The organism is Photobacterium galatheae, from assembly GCF_000695255.1.
In the GTDB taxonomy this organism is placed as follows: domain Bacteria; phylum Pseudomonadota; class Gammaproteobacteria; order Enterobacterales; family Vibrionaceae; genus Photobacterium; species Photobacterium galatheae.
In genome coordinates this window covers 318,913-339,038 of sequence record NZ_JMIB01000004.1, presented here as the reverse complement: position 1 = coordinate 339,038, position 20,126 = coordinate 318,913, and the positions used below count along the sequence as shown (strand labels likewise).

Sequence of the window (20,126 nt, the reverse complement as noted above, 5' to 3'; positions counted from 1 at the left end):
CGCGAAGGCGGGGATCCAGTGACTTTTGAGGAAGAACGACGCAGAAAATGAGGGGCAGAATGATTCTGGCAGATTGCTTTCATCTCGTGCCCAGTGGATTCCCGCCTGCGCGGGAATGACGGTAATTTGTTGATTATAAACGAGAATATATCGATTTTTCATCGAAGGCTTTGTGTAGGAAAGACAGGTGAAAACGGGGGGATCCTCAGGCAAAGCCCCATTTTTCGGTATATGCTTTCAATCAATACCAAAAACAAACTGTTACCGCATGGTGGCCTATGAAAGCATGGACTCTTACTGAACCCGAGGGACTGGATTCTCTGCAACTGACCCGAACCACCCGCCCCAAACCCGGCCCGGCCGAAGTCCGGATTCAGGTTGCAGCCGTTGGCCTCAATCCCATTGATTACAAACTTGCCAGTTGGGGATATGCCACCTGGAACTACCCACAAGTGATCGGCATGGATATCGCCGGGACCATTGAATCTGTTGGTGCCAATATCAGTCAATACAAACCCGGAGACCGGGTTTTTACCTTTCTTGACCCACGCAAATGCGGTGGCTTTGCGGAATATGTCTGCTGCAACACCGGGGCGCTGAGCCGTTTACCGCCTTCCGTCAGCTTTGAGCAGGCCGCAGCACTGCCATCTGCAGGCTACACGGCCTGGCTGGCTATCCATGACAAGCTTCGGCTGGCACCAGGACAACGAATTGCCATCACTGGCGCGGGGGGCGGTGTCGGAGGCTTTGCAGCACAGCTAGCCAAACTGACCGATGCGACCGTTTATGCCATTGCGGCCAAACGGCATCATGCCAGATTACAAAGTTACGGCGTGGATGCTGTGATTGATTCAGACAAAGAAAATGTCGCCATGCGCCTCATTGAACTCACCGAAGACAGGCTGTTACACGCTGTCATTGACTGTGTCTCCGCCCGTTCGGGCAGTACGATGAGTACGTTGCTCCGTTACAACGGTCAGATTGTGATGGTCGCCGATCAGTTCAACCAAGTGCCGCTGCTCGCTACGACCAAAGCCATCAGCCTGCACGAAGTCGCTCTGCACGGCACTTATGCTCATGGCGCGCCGGAAGATATCCATCATCTGGCCGATATCGGTAACAGCCTGAGTAATCTGGTGGCCGAAGGAAAGCTGGACCCCATGCTGGACAAGCTCTTTCCCTTTACGCAACTGAAAGACGGGCTGGTCCTGCTGCGCGACCAGCAACATAGCGGCAAACTGGTGGCTGTGCTGGATTAGCGAGCCGCAAGCGTCTGCGTTCAGGTCAGCGGCCCAGCTTCTTGATCTTATTGTTGACCGGATAGCGATCTTCAATCATTTCATGAATGAAAGGCGATATCGTTTCCGGGTTGGCACAAATCCAGACATGCTCTCTGGCCCGGGTCATCGCCACATAAAACAAGCGACGCTCTTCTGCATCTGCAATCCCTTCATTGCCACCGGATTGCAGGCAGGCCAGTAACCCCCGGTCTCTGTCCGGTGACGGGAAAACGCCTCGATTGACGTTCAGGACAAACACAAAATCAGCTTCCCGGCCTTTACTGGCATGGCAGGTCATAAACTGCAGATTTAACTGCGGCCACTGAGATTGCCATTCAGCCAGTTTTTCCGGTCGATGATCATGATTACGGCCCAGCAGGAGTACCGTGACTTCTTTTTTCACTTTTGAGGCCAACTGCACCAGTTCCTGCTCCAGTAAGTCCTGCGCCAGCAGCGTCACGGCTTTACGCTTTTGCTTTTTGAAGCTCTTGAGAGACTTTTTCAGCTGTTGCGGATTTTGCTGAATAAACTGATTCGCCACTTCACCAATCATGCTGTTGAAACGATAGGTCGTGTCCAGCTCCATCACATGACTGGCGCCAAAGCGTTGTTCAAAGCCGGTCGTCAGATTCACGTCAGCGCCGGCGAAACGGTAAATGGCCTGCCAGTCATCGCCAACCGCATACAGAGTCGGTGCCAGTTCGCCCTCCCGGGTCGGCTGGCAGATGGCTTCAATCAGCGCCAGACGGTGCGGTGAGATATCCTGATATTCATCCACCATCACAAAACGCCAGTCCGGTACAAACTTCCCCTGTTTGACATAATCGGCGGCCGTCTGGATCATTGAATTGAAATCAATCTGTCGATTGGCCTTCAGATACTGAGTGTAAGCTTTATAGCAAGGCCACAACAACGCCAGTTCACTCTTCATCTGGGCTTTATCGTCATTGCCAAGCGCACTGTCCACCAGCGCTGACAACACCGATTTATTCCCGCCATGCTGACCGATCAGTTCAATATATCGCCAGATCCAATTCAACAGCGCTTCGCTGCGGGCCTGTTCTTCCATGGAATTGTCACCACGGACACCCGGCAGACGCCATTGAGTCAGGTGTTTCTGCCAGCGTTTGGCGGCCGTCTCATTCTGCCACTGATCTTTGAGTAAAGCCGACAGCCATTCGTTGCGGGCCTGTTCATCCAAAACCAAAGGGGACACCGCAGGCAGTTCGCCTTCAACGGCCTGGATGATCTGGCAACCCAGGCTATGAAAGGTTGCCACCCGGACGCCACGTCCGACTTTTTCCGTGAGGCGCTCACTCATTTCTTCAGCTGCTTTGCGGCCAAAGGCCAGCATGAGCAGATCTTCCGGCTCCGCCTGCTGGCTGGCAAGCAGATATCCGGTCCGGGCCACCAGCACACTGGTTTTCCCTGAACCGGCCCCAGCCAGAATCAGGTTATGATCCTGATTCAGCAGCACCGCCTGACGCTGCGCAGCATTCAGCGGCGACGATTCAATGCGATCAAACCAGGAAGACCACTTGTCAGTTTCCGTCTGCATCCAGGATTGATTCTCTGCCTCAACCCAGGCCGGATCATCTTCCAGCCAGGGAGAAATACGCTCGAAGGCCATCGGACGGAAGGAAGCGGCCAGCTCATCGGTCAGTCCGGCGTCATTCAGGGCCGTATGCAGAGCATGTTGAAGATTCAGATGTGCGGAACGGCGTTTATAACCGGGCTCAGTCATAAAGGCTTCAATGTCAGACAACATCTTTGGCAGATGCTGATCTAAGGTTTCTACCCGGCCTCTCGCCCACTGGCGGTATGTACTGACAAGATGTTCAGCGAAATCCTTACAGGCTCGCCAAGGCAGACCGTGAATGGTCCAACAGGCACTTTGATCGGCTGAGGTCAGTTCCATCGTCCCCCACATCATCCCGCGATGAAGCGTGACGGAACCATCCCAGTCATCAAACGACAGGACTTCGCTGCCTTCCAGGCTCTCAAGCAGCACCTGTTCTTCACTCAGCTCAATACTGCAAAAGTCACCCTGCACCAACCATTGTGCAAGCCAATTGGCCGTTAATCGCATGTTGTATCCTGACACCTTGTTTTACTGAGCGAGAAGATTATCAAGAACTGTACACTGACCATAGCGGTAAGCGTCTTATTTACGTAAAATTTGGGACAAAAATGTCTGCTGCTTCAAAACTGTGTTCTGACTCGGCACTTACCGGATATGCAATGATAAAACGCTCCCTGTTCACCCCTTTTCGCCGCTACTGGGCCCAAGAACGCTTCCAGCTCAGTGCCCGTGTCGCTATTGCCCTGATTGGCGCGGTTGTGCCTTGCTGGTATCTGAATGCATCCACAGCAGTGACGCCCTTAGTCCTTGGGATAATTGCGTCGGCGCTGGCTGAAACTGATGACAATCTGACCGGACGACTGAAAGCGCTGGCCATGACGCTGCTGTGCTTTCTGGTGGCATCTCTGTCGGTCGAGCTGTTATTTGATACCCCGATTCTCTTTGCCATTGGCCTGTTTACTTCCAGCTTCACCTTCATGATGCTGGGTGCCATGGGCACGCGTTATGCCAGCATTGCTTTTGCTTCCCTGCTGCTGGCGATTTACACCATGCTCGGTGCCGAAAACAGCCAGGATTTATGGTATCAGCCTGTCTTATTGTTAGCGGGTGCCAGCGGCTATGGCCTGCTGTCCCTGCTCTGGCAGATGCTCTGGCCAAATCAGGCCGTTCAGCACAGCCTAGCCAACGTCTTCGAAGCACTGGCCGATTATCTGGAAGATAAAAGCCGCTGGTTCCGGCCGGTCGAAAATCTGGATCCCCAGCAATTGCGCATTCAGGCTGCCAGCAGCAACGCAAGAGTTGTCTCGGCGCTGAATCAGGTCAAAATGACGCTGCTGAACCGGGCCAAAAGAGTCCAGCCCAATCAACGCGGGCATCGCTTTCTGAGTCTGTATTTTCACGCGCAGGATATTCATGAACGAATCAGTTCCTCTCACCAGCGCTATCAGGATTTAGCCGCAGCATTTCGCCGCAGCGACATCCTGTTCCGTTTTCAGGATCTGATGCATCAGCAGGCCGTGGCGTGCCGGCAGATCAGCCACTGTCTGGCAATGGGACACCACTACCGTCACAGCCTTGACAACAGTCTGGCACTGGATGAACTCAAGGAATCGCTGGATTATCTGAAAGCGCAGAAAAATCCGGACTGGCGTTCGTTTCTGGTTCAGCTGGACTACCTGTTCAGCAACCTGGCAACCGTAGAACGTCAGCTCGCAAACCTCAATAACCCGGATGTCGAGCCACAGGAAGACACCGAACTGGCAGACTCCGAAGCCCATACCCTGTCCGGGTTGTGGCTGAGGGTGAAAAGTCAGTTACATACCGACAGCCAATTGTTCCGTCATGCCATGCGCATTGCCATTGCGCTGACTGTCGGGTACGGCGTGATCCAGCTCCTGGAACTCAAGCATGGCTTCTGGATTCTGCTGACGACACTTTTCGTCTGTCAGCCCAACTATAGCGCCACCCGTCAGAAACTGACGCAACGGATCATCGGAACACTGGGCGGCCTGCTCATCGGCCTGCCTTTACTGATTCTGTTTCCGGGTCAGGAAGGACAACTGGTGCTCATGGTGCTCGCAGGGGTGGCCTTTTTTATTTTACGCAATCAGCAATATACGCTGGCGACCGGCTTTATTACCCTGCTGGTTCTGTTCTGCTTTAATCAGCTGGGTGCCGGTTTTGCGGTCATGCTGCCCCGTTTAGGCGATACCCTGGTCGGCTGTGTGCTTGCAGTCCTGGCCGTCACCTTTATTCTGCCCGACTGGCAATCCCGCCGGCTGCACAAAATAATGGCTGTCGCCGTCACCACCAACCGGGATTATCTGGCTCAGATCATCGGCCAGTACCGGATCGGCAAGAAAGACAGCCTGAGCTACCGGGTCGCCCGACGTGAAGCGCACAACACCGATGCTCAACTCAGCACGGCCATCAGCAACATGCTGGCCGAACCGGGCCGATACCGACTGGCCATTGAGGAATGTTTCCGCTTTCTCACCCTCAACCATGCCATGCTGAATTACATTTCGACGCTGGGCGCACACCGGACTCAGCTGGATGAACACAAGACCCACAGGCTGATCGCTCAGGCGCATAGCCAAATCCATCTTCAGTTAGAGGCATTGGCACAACAGCTGTCTGACAAGCATTGTGCTCAGCCGCCGGAAACAGACAGCAGTCTGGAGCAGGCACTGGCGACCTGGCGAGAGGGGGATGATCACTCTGTCCGCCTGATCCTGCAACAGCTCTTCCTGATTCAGCGGATGCTGCCGGAACTGCACTCGCTCGCCAATAAACTGGCCGCCCGAACGCAGCAGGCCGCCAAAACGGCTGATGCACATTAATAGATATATCATCCGTAAACTGATAAACATTCAGCCAATCAAACCACTTCAGGCATAATTTATCTTCAATTATGCCTGTAATGGTATAGAATCCAGCCCATTCCTCGTTCCTGTTCTATTGACTGAATACCATGATTGATTTCACGACACTGCCACTTTACCTGACCGCGGTGGTTGCCCTGTTGCTGGTTCCCGGGCCAGATATGCTGCTGATTGCCAGTTCAAGCCTGAGTTACGGCAAACGAGTCGGGTTATTTGCCAGTCTTGGCAATGCCACTTCGGGCCTGATTTTAACTTTTCTGGCCGCCATGGGTGTCTCAGCGCTGATTGCCATGAGCCCAATCGCGCTGGAGGTTCTGCGCTATCTGGGCGGGGCTTACCTGCTGAAAATGGGATGGGACTGCCTGCGCAGCCAGCCGGCAGAATCGCCAACGGTGGAAGCACAGAAAGGGTTAGCCCGCGCTTTATATCGCCGTGCTGTCTTCAGCAACCTGCTGAACCCGAAAGCACTGATTTTCTTTGTGCTGTTTCTGCCGCAGTTTGTTTCCAGCCAGATTGAAGCCAGTTCAGGCGAACAGATGCTGGCGCTCGGGCTGCTGCTGAATGTCATGGGACTGGCATTCAACCTGCTGCTGGTGGTTCTGGCAGGCACACTGGGTCAGCCGCTGCTCAGGAATGCAAAGTTCCGGGCGAATCAGAACAAGTTTATGGGCTGTATCTTCATTCTGCTGGCGCTGTGGCTGCTGCTTTCCCAACTCCCGCAAGTCTGAACGATTCAATCCAAAAATGGCCTCCCAACCGGGAGGCCATTTTTTCTGATTCAGTCTGCTTTTCCTGTCCGATCAAGCGGTTTCAAACAACCAAACGCGACTTTCATAAGGACACAGTTGACCGGTCAGACTGACCGTCGACGATTCTGCATCCTCGTAATTGCACAACAGCGTTTTACCCCGACTGATATCCAGCGTGCTATCCGATCCAATCACAGTGCTCAGATCGAAATTCACCAGCTCAGCCGAGTAGTTATTCAGGCAGATCAGAGTCTGCTCCCCAGTCCGACGACGGTACACATGCAGTGACTTATCCTCAGGCAGCAGATCGGTGTAATCGCCTTCAACAATCACAGCGACCGCTTTGCGTAACGCAATCAGCTTTCGGTAATAGTGGAAAACAGACTGCGGGTCGGCCTGTGCCTGCTCAGCATTAATGCGGGGATAATTTTCGGCCACGTCAATCCAGGGGGTGCCCTGAGTAAACCCGGCATGTGCCGTATGATCCCATTGCATCGGTGTCCGGGAATTATCCCGGGAACGTTCAGCCAGAATCGCCAGCGCTTCTGTTTCACTCAGGCCCTGTTCACCGGTCAGAATACGGAACATGTTGATACTTTCGACATCGCGATACTGTTCAATCCGGGTAAAGCCCGGATTGGTCATCCCCAGCTCTTCGCCCTGATACACATAAGGTGTGCCCTGCATCATATGCAGCGAGGTTGCCAGCATCTTCGCAGACTGCTCCCGGTACACCCCATCCTGTCCAAAGCGGCTGACGACACGGGGCTGATCATGGTTACACCAGAAGAGTGCCCCCCAGCCCTGATCGTGCAAGCCGTGCTGCCAGTGACTGAACAGCTGCTTGAGCGACAAAAAATCCATCGGGGCCAGTTTCCATTTTTCACCATCCGGATAATCCACTTTCAGGTGATGGAAGTTAAAGACCATCGACAACTCTTTACCGTCTTTTGCTGAGTACTGCTGACAATGTTCCAGTGTTGTTGATGACATTTCACCCACGGTGACTGACCCATATTTCCGGAACACATCTGCACTGATTTCCTGCAAATACTCATGGACACGAGGGCCATCGGTATAAAAACGACGTCCGTCTCCGTGATCATCGCTTGGGAAATCCTGCTGCTTGGAAATCAGATTGATCACATCCAGCCGGAAACCATCGACCCCTTTTTCAGCCCAGAAACTGATGACCTGTTTCACTTCCTCCCGAACTTTCGGGTTTTCCCAGTTCAGATCCGCCTGCTCTCTGGCAAACAGATGCAGATAATACTGCTGTGTGGGTTCATGCCATTCCCAGGCGTTCCCGCCAAACTTCGATTGCCAGTTGTTCGGCTCCCGACCGTCTACCGCATGCTGCCAGATGTAGTAATCCCGGTATGGGCTGTGCTTATCCGCCAGCGCCTGCTGAAACCAGGCATGTGCTGTGGAGGTATGATTCACGACAATATCCATAATGATGCGAATCCCTCGCTGGTGAGCCTCATCCAGCAAACGATCAAAATCAGCCATGGTGCCGAAATCCGGATTGATACTGTAGTAGTCCGAAATATCGTACCCGTTATCAATCATCGGCGATGCATAGACTGGTGTGAGCCAGATGGCATCAACACCCAGTGTCTGCAAATAAGGCAACCGCTGCGTGATCCCATTGAGATCGCCGGTGCCTTTGTCACCACTGTCAGCAAAGCTTTTCGGATAAATCTGATAAACCGTGGCTGTCCGCCACCAGGGTTGAGTTGTTTTTGTCATGTGACCTAGCCTTGAAAAGAAACGGCAGCTTTGCTGCCGTTCAATGACGTTATGCTGTTTGTGGTTGTTGATTGTTCAGTTGACCTTTTGCCGCAGCGCGTTTGTACATCACCAGCGTCAGGACCAGTGGCACTACAATGGCCACCACCATCGCCAGCAGGTAAACCAGCCAGTACTGCGGCTGAATTGAAAGGATACCCGGCAGACCGCCGACACCAATGCCGTTCGCCATCACGCCGGATGCGCCGCAAATCGCTGCTGCCAGCGCTGAACCGATCATTGCGCACAACATCGGGAACTTGTATTTCAGATTGATGCCGTACATCGCAGGTTCCGTGACCCCCAGGTAGGCTGAAATAGCCGCCGGGACGGAAATCTCACGCTCGTTCTCTTTCTTACTGATGATGATAATACCGACCACAGCCGACGCCTGCGCAATATTCGACAACGCAATCAACGGCCAGATTGGCGTACCGCCCATGTCCTGCATCAGTTGCAGATCCACAGCATTGGTAGTGTGGTGAATCCCGGTAATTACCAGGGGTGCATAGAGGAAACCAAACAGTACAGAACCCAGAATGGCAAAGTCACCGGTCATGGCCGCTTTGGCAATATAAGCCACACCATCGCCCAGCATGCGGCCAAACGGACCAATCAGAGCATGGGCCAGCACGACCGCCGTAATCAGAGAAATAAATGGCACCACCACTAAGTAGAGGTAATCCGGAATAATGCGCTTCAGCCGTGTTTCGATAAAGGCCAGCGCAATCCCCGCCAGCATCGCCGGAATGACCTGCGCCTGATAGCCGACTTTCTCAATCACGAACCAGCCAAAGTCCCACACTTCCGGCACTTGTTTCCCGATCAGGTACGCATTCATCAGTTGGGGAGATACCAGTGTCACCCCCAGTACGATCCCCAGAATCGGCGTTCCGCCCAGTTTTTTCACGGTGGACCAGCACACACCGACCGGCAGGAAGAAGAAAATTGCTTCACCAATCAGCCACAGGAATGCATGTGCCTGCGCCCAGAACGGACTGATTTGTGTGAGAGTTTTACCATCGAACATGGCAATGTCGCCGATGACATTGCGGAAGCCCAGAATCAGGCCCCCGGTGATAATGGCTGGTAACAACGGCACAAAAATTTCGGCAAGATGGGAAATACCGCGCTCCAGCAAACTCATGTTCTGACGGGCAGCCACTTTGGCTTCATCTTTGCTGGCTGCTTTGCCGCCCATCATGGCATTCATCTGTTTGTAGACCTGATCGACCTCGGTCCCAATCACAACCTGAAACTGGCCGGCATTGGTAAAGCAGCCTTTCACCATAGGCAAAGCTTCCAGCCCGGCCGTGTCGGCCTGTTTCGGGTCCTGTAACACAAAGCGTAATCGTGTCAGGCAGTGGCTGACACTGACGATGTTCGTCTCGCCGCCGATGCGGGCGACGAGCTGTTCTATCTGCTGTTTGTCGATTTTACTCATGCCGGTATCCGTCTAAGTCATTGGTACACAGGGTCGTCGGTACACAGGGGGATATTGTCATTGTCTTTTCTGATTTGGGAATGTTCCCAACCCATGGCGCTAATGATGAACCTGACAAAAAGAATTGAAAATGGGAATGTTCCCAAACTGTGTCGCAACTCACGAACTGCGTCCTGTTTGAGGATAGACATAAAACCCGGATCACGTTCGCGGATGTGTTCGTGGACACGTTCGCGAAGCGTTCACGGATGTGTTCGTGGACACGTTCGCGAAGCGTTCACGGATGTGTTCGCGAACGTGCTCCGGGTTGTCAGATCATGCGGATGTTATTCAGAGAAGCGTGCAGGCTTGCTGGGTCAGATGGGTCACCGGTGCGCCCTGCTGCAAATGCTGAAATAATAAGTGAGCGGCACGCTGGCCCGCTTCAAAGTACCCCGGGTCAATGCTGAACGTATTGGGAAACATAAAGCTCAGCAGATCAGTCGCCCCGACCCCAGACACAACCACCTCAGTCCGCTGAATTTCCTGAAGACGCTTGGCGACGCCCATCGCCAGCGTGTCACTGGCACAGACAATGGCTTGCGTCTGTGCATTCAGAACTTTATCCGTCAGTTTGTAAGCGCTCTCATAACTGAGTTCGCCAGTCTGATAGCAGGGTTCAATGTGACGTTCCCGGCAGGCTTCCAGATAAGCATCCAGCCGGAATAAACCCGTGGTCCGGTCGGCCGGATCCACACCGATATAACTGATATGCGTCAGCCCCTGCTCAGAAAGCTGTTGCATTGCCAGATGAATCATCCCTTTATTGTCGTAACTCACCGATGAAACAGAATCCGTATCTACGGCAATCACCACAGCACGTTGCGCAAACCCATCGAGAATCGTGTCGTCAAAACCGGAAAAACCGAACACAATCACGCCATCGACATTGCGCTTCTCCAGCACGGCAAGATGTTCCCGGGTTTTCGCAGCGCTGAATTGACTTTCCATGATCACGGCATCGTATCCGGCCGCATAGATCACCGCCAGAATGCCCCGCACCGCTTTATTTTCGGAAGGTGAATCAAGACGCGATACCACCACGCCAATTACTTTGCTGGTACCGCCACGCATCGACTGCGCCGATTTTGACGGCACATAGCCCGATTCGCGAATCACCTGCTCAACCTTTTCACGGGTCGCTGGCTTTACACGAGGATCTTGCGTCAACACCCGGGAAACCGTGGATTTTCCCACACCGGCCAGCTTCGCAATATCAAGAATAGTGAGTTTTTGTGCCATAAAATATCATCGTGAAGCTTTCAAAAAGACTGCTGAGTCAATGCCGTATTGTCACTGTCTTGCCAGTGACCTGCAACAGGACCTTACAGAAAAAATGCAATGAATTGACAGGATGCCAACAAAAATCCCTGAGATATCCGATACTTTTTTTAAGTGCTTGAAAAAAGTTTTCGATGCACCCATATAACTTAAAAGCTTACTCAGGAGCAGGTATCGGCCGTTTTCTGTTCCCTCATTTTTAGCCGGTATCTGCCGAAGCACAAAAGGATAATTATGATTACTCATGTTGGCATTATTGATCAGGACCCGGTCCGGTTAATCACTCCGCTTTTAGACCACGGCGTCCCTGCCGGAAAAATGATCTTTGTGGGTACAGAAACACAGCGGGAAACTTATGAGCGACTCAGCTCCATTCTGATCCCCCGCGATATCCAGACTGAATTTTTCACGATTCCCGACTCTATCAATATCACCACCATTCGTTGCCGACTGAATGAGCTGGCTGCCCGCCTGAAAGAGAGCAACAGCGAAGTCTGGTTTAATGCCAGTTGCGGCCTGCGCCACCGCTTGCTGTCTGCCTATGAGGTTTTTCGCAGTTATCAGTGGCCAATTTATGTCATCGAACCTTTCAGCGATGAAATGTGCTGGTTATTCCCGGCAGACCGTGAACAACAACAGGTAGAAGACCGTATTCAGCTCACGGATTATCTGACGATCTTTGGTGCGCGAGCAGAACTCCCGGAAACCTTGGTCCCGGAAGCACTGAACCAGCAACTGTGGGATTTAGGACAACGCTGGGCCAGCTCCGCGCTGGAACTGGGGCCGGGTTTGGCGACCCTGAATTATCTGGCAACGACCTGCCGGAAAGAGCAAAAGCTGGACGTCGAACTGAGCGAGAAACAGCAAGGTTACAAAGAACTGGCTCAGCTAATCAATGACTTGCAGGAAACCGGTCTGGCCAGTTACAACAACGGCGTTCTGGCGTTCAAACACGAAGAAGCCCGCCGTTTTGCCAACGGAGAATGGCTGGAGAATCTGGTTCACAGTACCGTACGAGCGATTCAGAGCAAACTGCCGACCATTCAGGATCACTCGCTTGGCGTTCAGGTTTACCGCCAGATTGGCGATCGGGAAGTCCGGAACGAACTGGATGTTGCAACCGTGGTGAACAACAAACTGCATATTATCGAATGCAAAACCAAGGGGATGCGCGACGACGGCGACGATACCCTGTATAAACTGGAATCTCTGCGAGATTTACTGGGCGGTCTGCAAGCCCGGGCCATGCTGGTGAGTTTTCGTCCGCTGCGCCATCACGATCTGGTCCGGGCTGAGGATTTAGGACTCGCCATCATCGGTCCTGAACAGTTAGGCGATCTGGAACAGCATCTGCATACCTGGTTTAAAGCAGCCGGGGGTCAGGCCAACCGAATGCTGTAATGGCATGACTCAAAATCAAAAAAAAACCGATGCCCAAGCATCGGTTTTTTGTATCCGCTTTGTATCAACTGCAAAGCAATTATTTCTTCAGCATACGACGCGCAGCATCAACGACAACGCGAATCGCACGGGCTTCCGTTTCTTTCAGTGTGGTGTGATCCGGTGTCTCTTTTTGAGTACGGTTGATAATCACACCCGCCACACAACCTGCACGCAGACCCGAACTTGCACACATGGTCAGCAGGGTTGCTGATTCCATTTCAAAGTTCAGTACGCCCATGTCTTGCCATTCTTGCATCGAGCCCTGGAAACGGCGAACTACACGACCAGAGAATGTGTCGTAACGCTCCTGACCCGGATAGAAAGTATCGCTTGATGCAGTCACACCCGTGTGCACCGCGGTATCTTCCGCATCACAGGCTTCTTTCATTGCCGTGGCCACTTCAAAATCAGCAACTGCCGGGAATTCCATCGGTGCAAAGTGCAGGCTAGCACCGTCCAGACGGACCGAACCTGTGGTCACAATCATATCGCCAACATTGATATGTGGCTGAATTGCACCTGTTGTCCCAACACGCAGGAAGGTACGCACACCCAGTTGTGCCAGCTCTTCAACAGCAATAGACGTAGACGGACCACCGATACCGGTAGAACACACAACAACAGACTGACCATCCAGTTTTGCACGGTACAGGGTGTACTCACGAGCACTGTTCAGAAACTCTGGCTCATCCATCAGGTTTGCAATTTTTTCAACACGAGCTGGATCACCAGGAATAATGGCAATCTCAGCACCTTGAAGATCAGATTTTGTAACACCCAAATGGAAAACAGCGTTCTCAGACATAATTCTATCCTTCATTGTGCGGCTCACTCTGTGGTGGCCTGGGTCTTATTCAACAACTTGAACTCTCGAATACCCGCTAACCATAGCCGATTGTCGCCCACACATTATTGATGGTGATCACAACAATATGACAGCAAAATGTAACCGAAACACAAAAAGAGATCATTGATCACAATATTGATGAAAGCGTGAATCATGTTTCATTGCTTGTCACTCTCTTCCGACAATCAAAGGTAAAAAACCGATGCAATCTGCATCGGTTCAAAATCAATTACTGCTCTTCAGATTGTGCCGGCTGAAACCGCAACAGCCGCAGCGCATTCACCGTCACCAAAGCGGTCGCCCCACTGTCAGCGAGCACTGCCAGCCAGAGACCGGTCCAGCCGAACAAGGTGGTCACCAGGAAGATCAGCTTCAGCCCCAGTGCCAGCGTGATATTCTGGCGGATGTTGGCCAGTGTTTTTCGCGACAGACTGATCATCTCCGGCAGCTCACTTAGGCGGTTGTGCGTCAGTGCCGCGTCCGCGGTTTCCAATGCGACATCCGTCCCACTGCCCATCGCGATACCCACATGAGCCATCTTCATCGCGGGCGCATCATTAATGCCGTCACCCACCATCGCCACGCGCTGACTGTGACTCCACTCGGCAACTTCTCTGACTTTATCTTCCGGTAAAAGTCCGGCCCTGAAATCCACCCCGACTTCAGCGGCAATCGCCCGGGCGGCACGCGGGTTGTCCCCGGTCAACATCAAAGATTTCACACCCATTGCCGTCAGTTGTTTCACCGCGTCCACGGCATCTTCACGCAAATTATCCCGCCAGGCAATCAGGCCAATCGGTTCCTGATGACGCAGTACCACCACCAGCGTTTTCCCTTCATCACCCAAACGGTCAATATCCTCAAGATGTTGCTGAGATAGCAGGATTCCCGCTTCCAGTCGATCCGGAGCCAGCAGTCGAATCGTGTGACCGTTCACCATTCCCTGAATACCGCGTCCCGGCAGCGCCTGACGATGTGCTGCGGTCAAGACAGAAACACCACACTGCTGGGCTTTCTCAATCACCGCATTGGCAAGCGGATGCAGAGATCCCATTTCAACGGCTGCCGCTTGCGCCAGTACATCAGACATTTCACCCTGCCAAGCGAGGACATCGGTCACCTGAGGTTTCCCCCGGGTCAAGGTGCCGGTTTTATCAAAGGCCACCACCTGAGCCTGTCCCAATTGCTCCAGAGCCGCCCCCCCTTTAATCAATGCACCACGTCGTGCCGCAGCAGCCAGTCCGGAAGTAATGGCTGCAGGCGTTGAGATCACCAAAGCACATGGACAGGCAATCAACAGCAAAGTCAGGCCTTTGTATAACCATTCATCCCAGGACTGTCCCAGCAACAGCGTCGGAATCAGAACAATCAGGGTGGCCAGCATAATCATGGCAGGCGTATACCAGCGGCTGAAACGGTCAATAAAACGTTCGATCGGCGCTTTACTGGCTTCTGCATTTTCAATCAGATGCAAGATACGGTCGATCGCATTCTCGCCCGGTTCTGAGTGAACTTTCAGCCGAACCAGATGCTCCACAGACAGTGAACCCGCCAGAACAGTGTCTCCCGAAAAACGCTCAACCGGCACAGACTCTCCGGTCATCGCACTTTCATCAAAGCTGGCCGCCTGAACCATCAAAATTGCATCAGCAGGTAACCTGGCCCCCGGCGCCACTTCTATCACATCTCCCGGCTGTAGTTGATCTGCTGGCACCGCTTCTATGCTACCGTCAGGGTTGACGCGTCTGGCGGTTTCCGGCACCAGAGCCATCAAGGCCTTCACGCCACTTCGGGCACGGGAAGCTGCATAACCTTCCAGTTGTTCCCCCAGCAGAAACAGAAGCAACACCATCGCCGCTTCGGCCGTTTCACCAAGATACAAGGCACCGATAGCCGCCACACTCATCAGAGTTTCAATGGAGAAAGGCGATCCATTTTTAGCCAGTTGAAAGGCTTTGCGCAGAATCGGTACCAAACCGACCAGCGTGGTGGCCGTGAATGCAGCCAGTCCAAGCGTTTCAGACTGGGTCGAAATCAGATAAGAGAGAACAACCAGTGCCGTGGTCAGAATAAGCATGCCGTAGGTTTTCAGAATACTGTCCGACTCAGCTTCTTTCTCCTGTGGCCGTAACAGTGGGAATCCGGTTGCCTTTGCGACCGCTTCAACATCTGTCATCAGGCTGGCAGAAGATCCTGACACAAGCAGTTTTTCCGTCGCGAAGGCAACAGAGACACGTTTGACGCCCTCGATTCCCCGAACCGCCTTTTCAAGCTTGCCAGCACAACTCGGACAGTCCATGCCCTGAATTTGCCAGGTCAGTTGCTGGTCTGAAGCTGTGTATAGATCAGATGCAGATGATTCTGTTGCGAGGTCACTCAGCGGATCAAAGCGATAGTCCGGACTCAGAATCGCGGAGTCGGGGGATAAGCGGGCAGGTTTGAGGTGATGAATTCTCGACAGTGACGAAACTCTCGGTTCAGCCACGCGGACAGGTGGGTGCAAAATGGGACCTCTGGCAGGATCGCTGTCTTCAGGATCGCCTGAACCACAAGCACCACCGCAGCAATCGCCTGCCCCCACTGACACTGAAGCGCTGTTTGATACGGCTGTTGAAGCGGCAGCCCCTTGCTCAACACGAACACTGGTTTTGTTGCCAGCGGGTTTCACGCTATGAACATGCATTTTTTTGTTATTACATTGGTGACACATGCTTTTCTCCTTCAAAGACTCAATACTGGTTTGTGTTCCCTTCACTATAAACCTTGGAGCCGACTCCAAGGTCAAGCCTGTTTTTTATGAAACCTTTTACACTGTCATTCAACGACTGAAAACGTAAAAAAAGCGCCTTTCGGCGCCTTGAAATATAAGACTCTACGGATTGTTAGGGCTAAACCGGATGCTTGAAACAATCACCGATTTGATCACTGATCGCTGACAGCACATCCCGGCGGGTGATGATGCCGACCAGACGTCCGCTCTCAACAACAGGGTAAAGCTTCGGTTTCTGGCCTGACATTGTGTCGGCCAGTTCGATAATGCTGGTATCCGGCGTAACCGTGAGCACTTCCGTACGCATCACATCACCCACTGTATGCGTATCCTGACAGTGATAGCCCACTTTCAACAGCTTCTGAATAAAATCCTGTTCCGACACAAAGCCCACAACTTTTCGATATTCATCAACCACAGGCCCACCAATCTGCTTGGATGACAACATTTTGTCCAATGCCTGAGACAGTGACATTTTCGCTTCGAAGGTGACTGGCCGTGTATTCATGTAATCTCTGACTTTTATCGACTCCATGCATCCCCCTGAATGATTTTTTAGACTCGCAGGCAGGACGTTCACTTACTTCTTATCCCTGCGCCGATAACTTAAGTGTCGTCGATCTCCACAAAATGTCTAAATCGAAACATTCTATTTTATGCATTGCTGTTGCCGATGAATGCGTCTTAAGAAAGAAGCAACATCATGAACATGGCCAATGGCAATTGGTCACCATTCCCCAAAATCACCTTGTCACCTTCCAGTTTGACCGACAGATAGGCTCTGTCTTCTTTCAGAGTGAGCACACCGCTCTGCACCAACCCTTCGGTTTGCGTTTCCATGCCTTCAACAATATTCAGCAACACAGACGGAAATTCAAAATAGAGCTCACCATCCAGTTTTGTAGTGATTTGCGACAGGTTTTGAGAGGCTCTTGCTAATCCGGGCTGTACGGTTAACCGGACATGCCCAGCAAGCGGGCCTTCTGGTGCCTCAATGCTGATGTCCTTCAGATTTACCGTCAGTCCTTTGGCAATCAGTAAATCCAACGCCAGCATCACATCCTGAGCTTGCGCCTTCGTCAGTTCCCCATCCAGATTTTCACCCATAACGCTCAGACGGGTCACGGCGTCGTAATTCAGATCCGTCACCGACAAATCCACATTGAAATTCTGGTATTTCTGACCGTCCAGGCTGATCAGGGAAGACACACTCAACTGGTTTCTGTTATCCAGCGTCGTGTTGGTGGTTGCCTTCTCTTCGGCCGCTTGCTCACCTGGCATCAATGTATTGACCGACGACACCTTGATTGTCTCCAGATCAACGGATTCCTCGGTCAGATGATTTGAAAACTGCAGCTTATCCAGCTGGAGATGCTGATCACCAATCCAGAATCCCCCATCCCAGCGGCCTTTTCCTCCGCCCTGCAAGCCCGACAGCTGCATACTTTCATCCGCAACCGTTTTGAATTGCGCATCTTTCAGGGCATAACTGAAATGCCCATTGCCATCGGCAGAGACTTCACCAGTAAATGTCCAAGGCTCCGACTTGAAGCTATTGCCGTCTTCATCCTGATAAACAAACGGATTCAGCGTTAAACTCAGGTCTGTTTTTCGGGTCAGCAACGTGGTTGTCTTCAGTGTCAGCGGCACAGCTTCACTTCCCCACCAAGCTGTCACCTGAGGTGCCACGGAGTCATCAACAACCAAGGTACTGTTTGACGTCAGACCAAGTAAACCATGCCGGATGTCGTGGGCAATGTGCCATTCAGTTGGCCAGCCCTGCTCTTCAAACAAATCTTTCCAACTGGATTTCAGCGCAATTTTGGAAATAGCATGCGAACTCAGATAACCGCGATCATAGCTTTCTGTCGTCACTGCAACATAAGGACTGTCGTATTCTCCGACGGTGTCCTGATAAATACGCTCACCAATCTGGCCAACAGCCAGTGGCCAGCACAACGCAACAGTTACCGCACCGGCGACCGCCCCAATTTTTCCTAACATGTCAGTTTCCAATCATTATTCCGGGTTGAATGCAAAGAGTGTATTACAAAGCCTATCTTTGCTCTACGGATCAAAGACTTTTCACGCCCGATCGACACGACTATTCTGCTTGTCATCCTACATCGACTGTGGGAAAGTTGCGGCTGGATCACAATTTTACTTCTCCGGGAGACCACAATGAAAGTCGCCGTGTTCAGTGCAAAAAAGTACGACCAGATTTCATTCAACAAAAGTAACCAGCAATTCAATCTGGACCTCGACTTCTTTGATATTCAGCTGAATCTGCAAACGGTCAAACTGGCCCACGGCTACGATGCCGTTTGTGCTTTCGTGAACGATGATTTGAGTAAGCCTGTCATTGAGGCGCTGTCCCTACTGGGCGTACGCATCATTGCCATGCGCTGTGCCGGATTTGATAAAGTCGATTTAGAAGCCGCAAAAATGTTTGGTGTGCAAGTTGTACGTGTACCCGCCTATTCGCCTCAGGCCATTGCAGAGCACACCATTGGCCTGATGCTGAGCCTGAACCGTAAAATTCACCGCGCTTACCAACGTACCCGGGATGCGAATTTCTCGCTAGATGGCCTGACCGGCTTTAACTTCTATGGCAAAACCGTTGGGGTCATCGGCACTGGCCGAATTGGTATCGCCACCATGCACATTCTGAAAGGACTTGGCATGAACATTCTTGCCTATGACCCATTCGAGAATCCGGAAGCTTTAAAACTGGGGGCTACCTATACCACGCTTGAAGACATCTACAGCAAAGCAGATGTCATCACCCTCCATTGCCCGATGAGCAAAGAGAACTATCATATGCTCAATGCGAATTCTTTTGGCAAAATGAAAGACGGGGTGATGATCATAAACACCAGCCGAGGTGAGCTGATCCATTCCAAAGATGCCATTGAAGCACTGAAAAGCCAGAAAATTGGCGCTCTGGGTGTCGATGTTTACGAAAACGAAAAAGATTTGTTCTTCGAAGATAAATCTAATGATGTGATTCAGGATGATGTTTTCCGTCGGCTGTCTTCATGCCACAACGTACTATTTACAGGGCATCAGGCCTTCCTGACCGAAGAGGCTCTGGCAAATATTGCCGATACGACGCTCTCAAATCTCAGTCAGTTTGCGCACGGGGAAACATCGGGCAACGAGCTCATACAATAAAAACACTGGCAACAGTGCCTGTATTTATGAACATAAAAAATTTGTCAACGATCACAAATATGTGATTTTTGCTACATTTTTACGCTATTGTCCCTGGAATACAGCACTTATGCCTATACCAACCTGTTATTGCAGGGACGAGTTGATTAAAATAATCCAATTCTTTTTTGTTCTTTGGATCAAGATTCATGCGTAAAACGTTAACCGCTGCTGCCCTGATGCTGTCATGTGTTTCTGCAGCACAAGCTAATCCGGCAAACACAATGAGCAACTTCAGCTATGACTACACTGAAGTGCGCATTGGTATGAGCCCGCTGACCTATGGTGCAGGCTTCAGTAAGTCTATCCACCCAAATGCTCATTTAACTGGCCACGTAGATTCTGAGTTCGAAAACGACTGGGATATCGCTTTGGGTGTTGGCTTCCACGCACCAATCAACAACTGGGCCGATCTAACCGGTGAGCTGAAAGCTCGCAACATCAAAAACAGAGACCGTTTTGATGAGACCGTGGGTAAAACCGGCATGGAAGTGAACCTGGGTGTCCGTCAATGGTTAGGTCCACAACTGGAAGTTGGTGCAAAAATTGGTCATGTGAACGTTCATCGAATTGAAGAAACGTTTGGTTCCGTTTATGGCCGTTTCCATGCGACCGAACTGTTCTCTGTTGGTGCAGAAGGCCGTATCAACGATGTCTACGGCGATCAAATCATGCTGACTACTCGCTTCAAATACTAAAAGAGCGCAGTCCCCCCCTTTTCAAAGACTCAGCCTCAGGCTGAGTCTTTTCGTTTCGGAACGTACTGTTTCTGAACCGAAGTCAGATTCTGAGCGAAGACAGA

The 20,126-nt window shown here is 51.8% G+C and carries 14 protein-coding genes; 6 read left to right on the top strand and 8 right to left on the bottom strand.

The genetic code is table 11. The features are described from left to right. The first annotated feature begins 278 nt into the window (after positions 1–278). Positions 279–1,259: an alcohol dehydrogenase catalytic domain-containing protein gene (locus EA58_RS03250; protein WP_036748844.1), complete on the top strand. Its 981-nt coding sequence runs from the start codon at positions 279–281 to the stop codon at positions 1,257–1,259. 25 nt (positions 1,260–1,284) lie between these two features. On the opposite strand, the gene helD is transcribed toward EA58_RS03250, so the two are convergent. Continuing rightward, positions 1,285–3,369 (bottom strand): DNA helicase IV, encoded by a 2,085-nt coding sequence (gene helD, locus EA58_RS03245; protein ID WP_036748843.1) that lies wholly within the window; start codon positions 3,367–3,369, stop codon positions 1,285–1,287. Positions 3,370–3,521: 152 nt separating this feature from the next. Here helD and yccS point away from each other — a divergent pair, with 152 nt between their 5' ends. Together yccS and EA58_RS03235 are read left to right on the top strand one after the other, a co-directional pair. Then, positions 3,522–5,705, top strand: coding sequence for a YccS family putative transporter (gene yccS, locus EA58_RS03240; RefSeq protein ID WP_036748841.1), 2,184 nt, complete (start codon positions 3,522–3,524; stop codon positions 5,703–5,705). Between the two features lie 131 nt (positions 5,706–5,836). Continuing rightward, entirely contained in the window at positions 5,837–6,475 is a 639-nt protein-coding gene (locus EA58_RS03235; RefSeq protein ID WP_036748839.1) for a LysE family translocator, read from the top strand. A 72-nt stretch (positions 6,476–6,547) separates the two neighbouring features. Here the strand turns inward: EA58_RS03235 and treC are convergent, their stop codons facing one another. The 3 genes from treC to treR form a co-directional block, all read right to left on the bottom strand. Further along, positions 6,548–8,248 carry an alpha,alpha-phosphotrehalase gene (gene treC / locus EA58_RS03230; protein ID WP_036748837.1) on the bottom strand — a complete coding sequence of 567 codons (1,701 nt, stop codon included), beginning with the start codon at positions 8,246–8,248 and terminating at the stop codon, positions 6,548–6,550. Positions 8,249–8,297: 49 nt separating this feature from the next. Beyond that, a complete protein-coding gene (gene treB / locus EA58_RS03225; RefSeq protein ID WP_036748834.1) occupies positions 8,298–9,731 on the bottom strand; it encodes a PTS trehalose transporter subunit IIBC in 1,434 nt (477 codons plus the stop codon). Positions 9,732–10,061: 330 nt separating this feature from the next. Then, positions 10,062–11,012 carry a trehalose operon repressor TreR gene (gene treR / locus EA58_RS03220; protein ID WP_036748832.1) on the bottom strand — a complete coding sequence of 317 codons (951 nt, stop codon included), beginning with the start codon at positions 11,010–11,012 and terminating at the stop codon, positions 10,062–10,064. A gap of 273 nt (positions 11,013–11,285) precedes the next feature. Between treR and EA58_RS03215 the strand changes: the two genes are divergently transcribed. Continuing rightward, positions 11,286–12,452 carry a Card1-like endonuclease domain-containing protein gene (locus EA58_RS03215; RefSeq protein WP_036748830.1) on the top strand — a complete coding sequence of 389 codons (1,167 nt, stop codon included), beginning with the start codon at positions 11,286–11,288 and terminating at the stop codon, positions 12,450–12,452. 79 nt (positions 12,453–12,531) lie between these two features. Here the strand turns inward: EA58_RS03215 and udp are convergent, their stop codons facing one another. The 4 genes from udp to EA58_RS03195 all read right to left on the bottom strand — a co-directional run bounded on the left by udp (position 12,532) and on the right by EA58_RS03195 (position 18,115). Beyond that, a complete protein-coding gene (gene udp / locus EA58_RS03210) occupies positions 12,532–13,299 on the bottom strand; it encodes a uridine phosphorylase (protein WP_036748826.1) in 768 nt (255 codons plus the stop codon). 271 nt (positions 13,300–13,570) lie between these two features. Then, entirely contained in the window at positions 13,571–16,051 is a 2,481-nt protein-coding gene (locus EA58_RS03205) for a zinc/cadmium/mercury/lead-transporting ATPase (RefSeq protein WP_036748825.1), read from the bottom strand. A gap of 178 nt (positions 16,052–16,229) precedes the next feature. Then, the gene (locus EA58_RS03200; RefSeq protein WP_036748824.1) at positions 16,230–16,646 is read right to left on the bottom strand and encodes a CBS domain-containing protein; all 417 of its coding nucleotides are present in this window, start codon (positions 16,644–16,646) and stop codon (positions 16,230–16,232) included. A gap of 149 nt (positions 16,647–16,795) precedes the next feature. Further along, complete coding sequence (locus tag EA58_RS03195) at positions 16,796–18,115, bottom strand: DUF945 family protein (RefSeq protein ID WP_036748823.1); 1,320 nt, start codon at positions 18,113–18,115, stop codon at positions 16,796–16,798. A gap of 177 nt (positions 18,116–18,292) precedes the next feature. Here EA58_RS03195 and EA58_RS03190 point away from each other — a divergent pair, with 177 nt between their 5' ends. Together EA58_RS03190 and EA58_RS03185 are read left to right on the top strand one after the other, a co-directional pair. Further along, positions 18,293–19,285 carry a 2-hydroxyacid dehydrogenase gene (locus EA58_RS03190; RefSeq protein WP_036748822.1) on the top strand — a complete coding sequence of 331 codons (993 nt, stop codon included), beginning with the start codon at positions 18,293–18,295 and terminating at the stop codon, positions 19,283–19,285. A gap of 188 nt (positions 19,286–19,473) precedes the next feature. Then, positions 19,474–20,022: a hypothetical protein gene (locus EA58_RS03185; protein ID WP_036748821.1), complete on the top strand. Its 549-nt coding sequence runs from the start codon at positions 19,474–19,476 to the stop codon at positions 20,020–20,022. Positions 20,023–20,126: the final 104 nt, after the last annotated feature.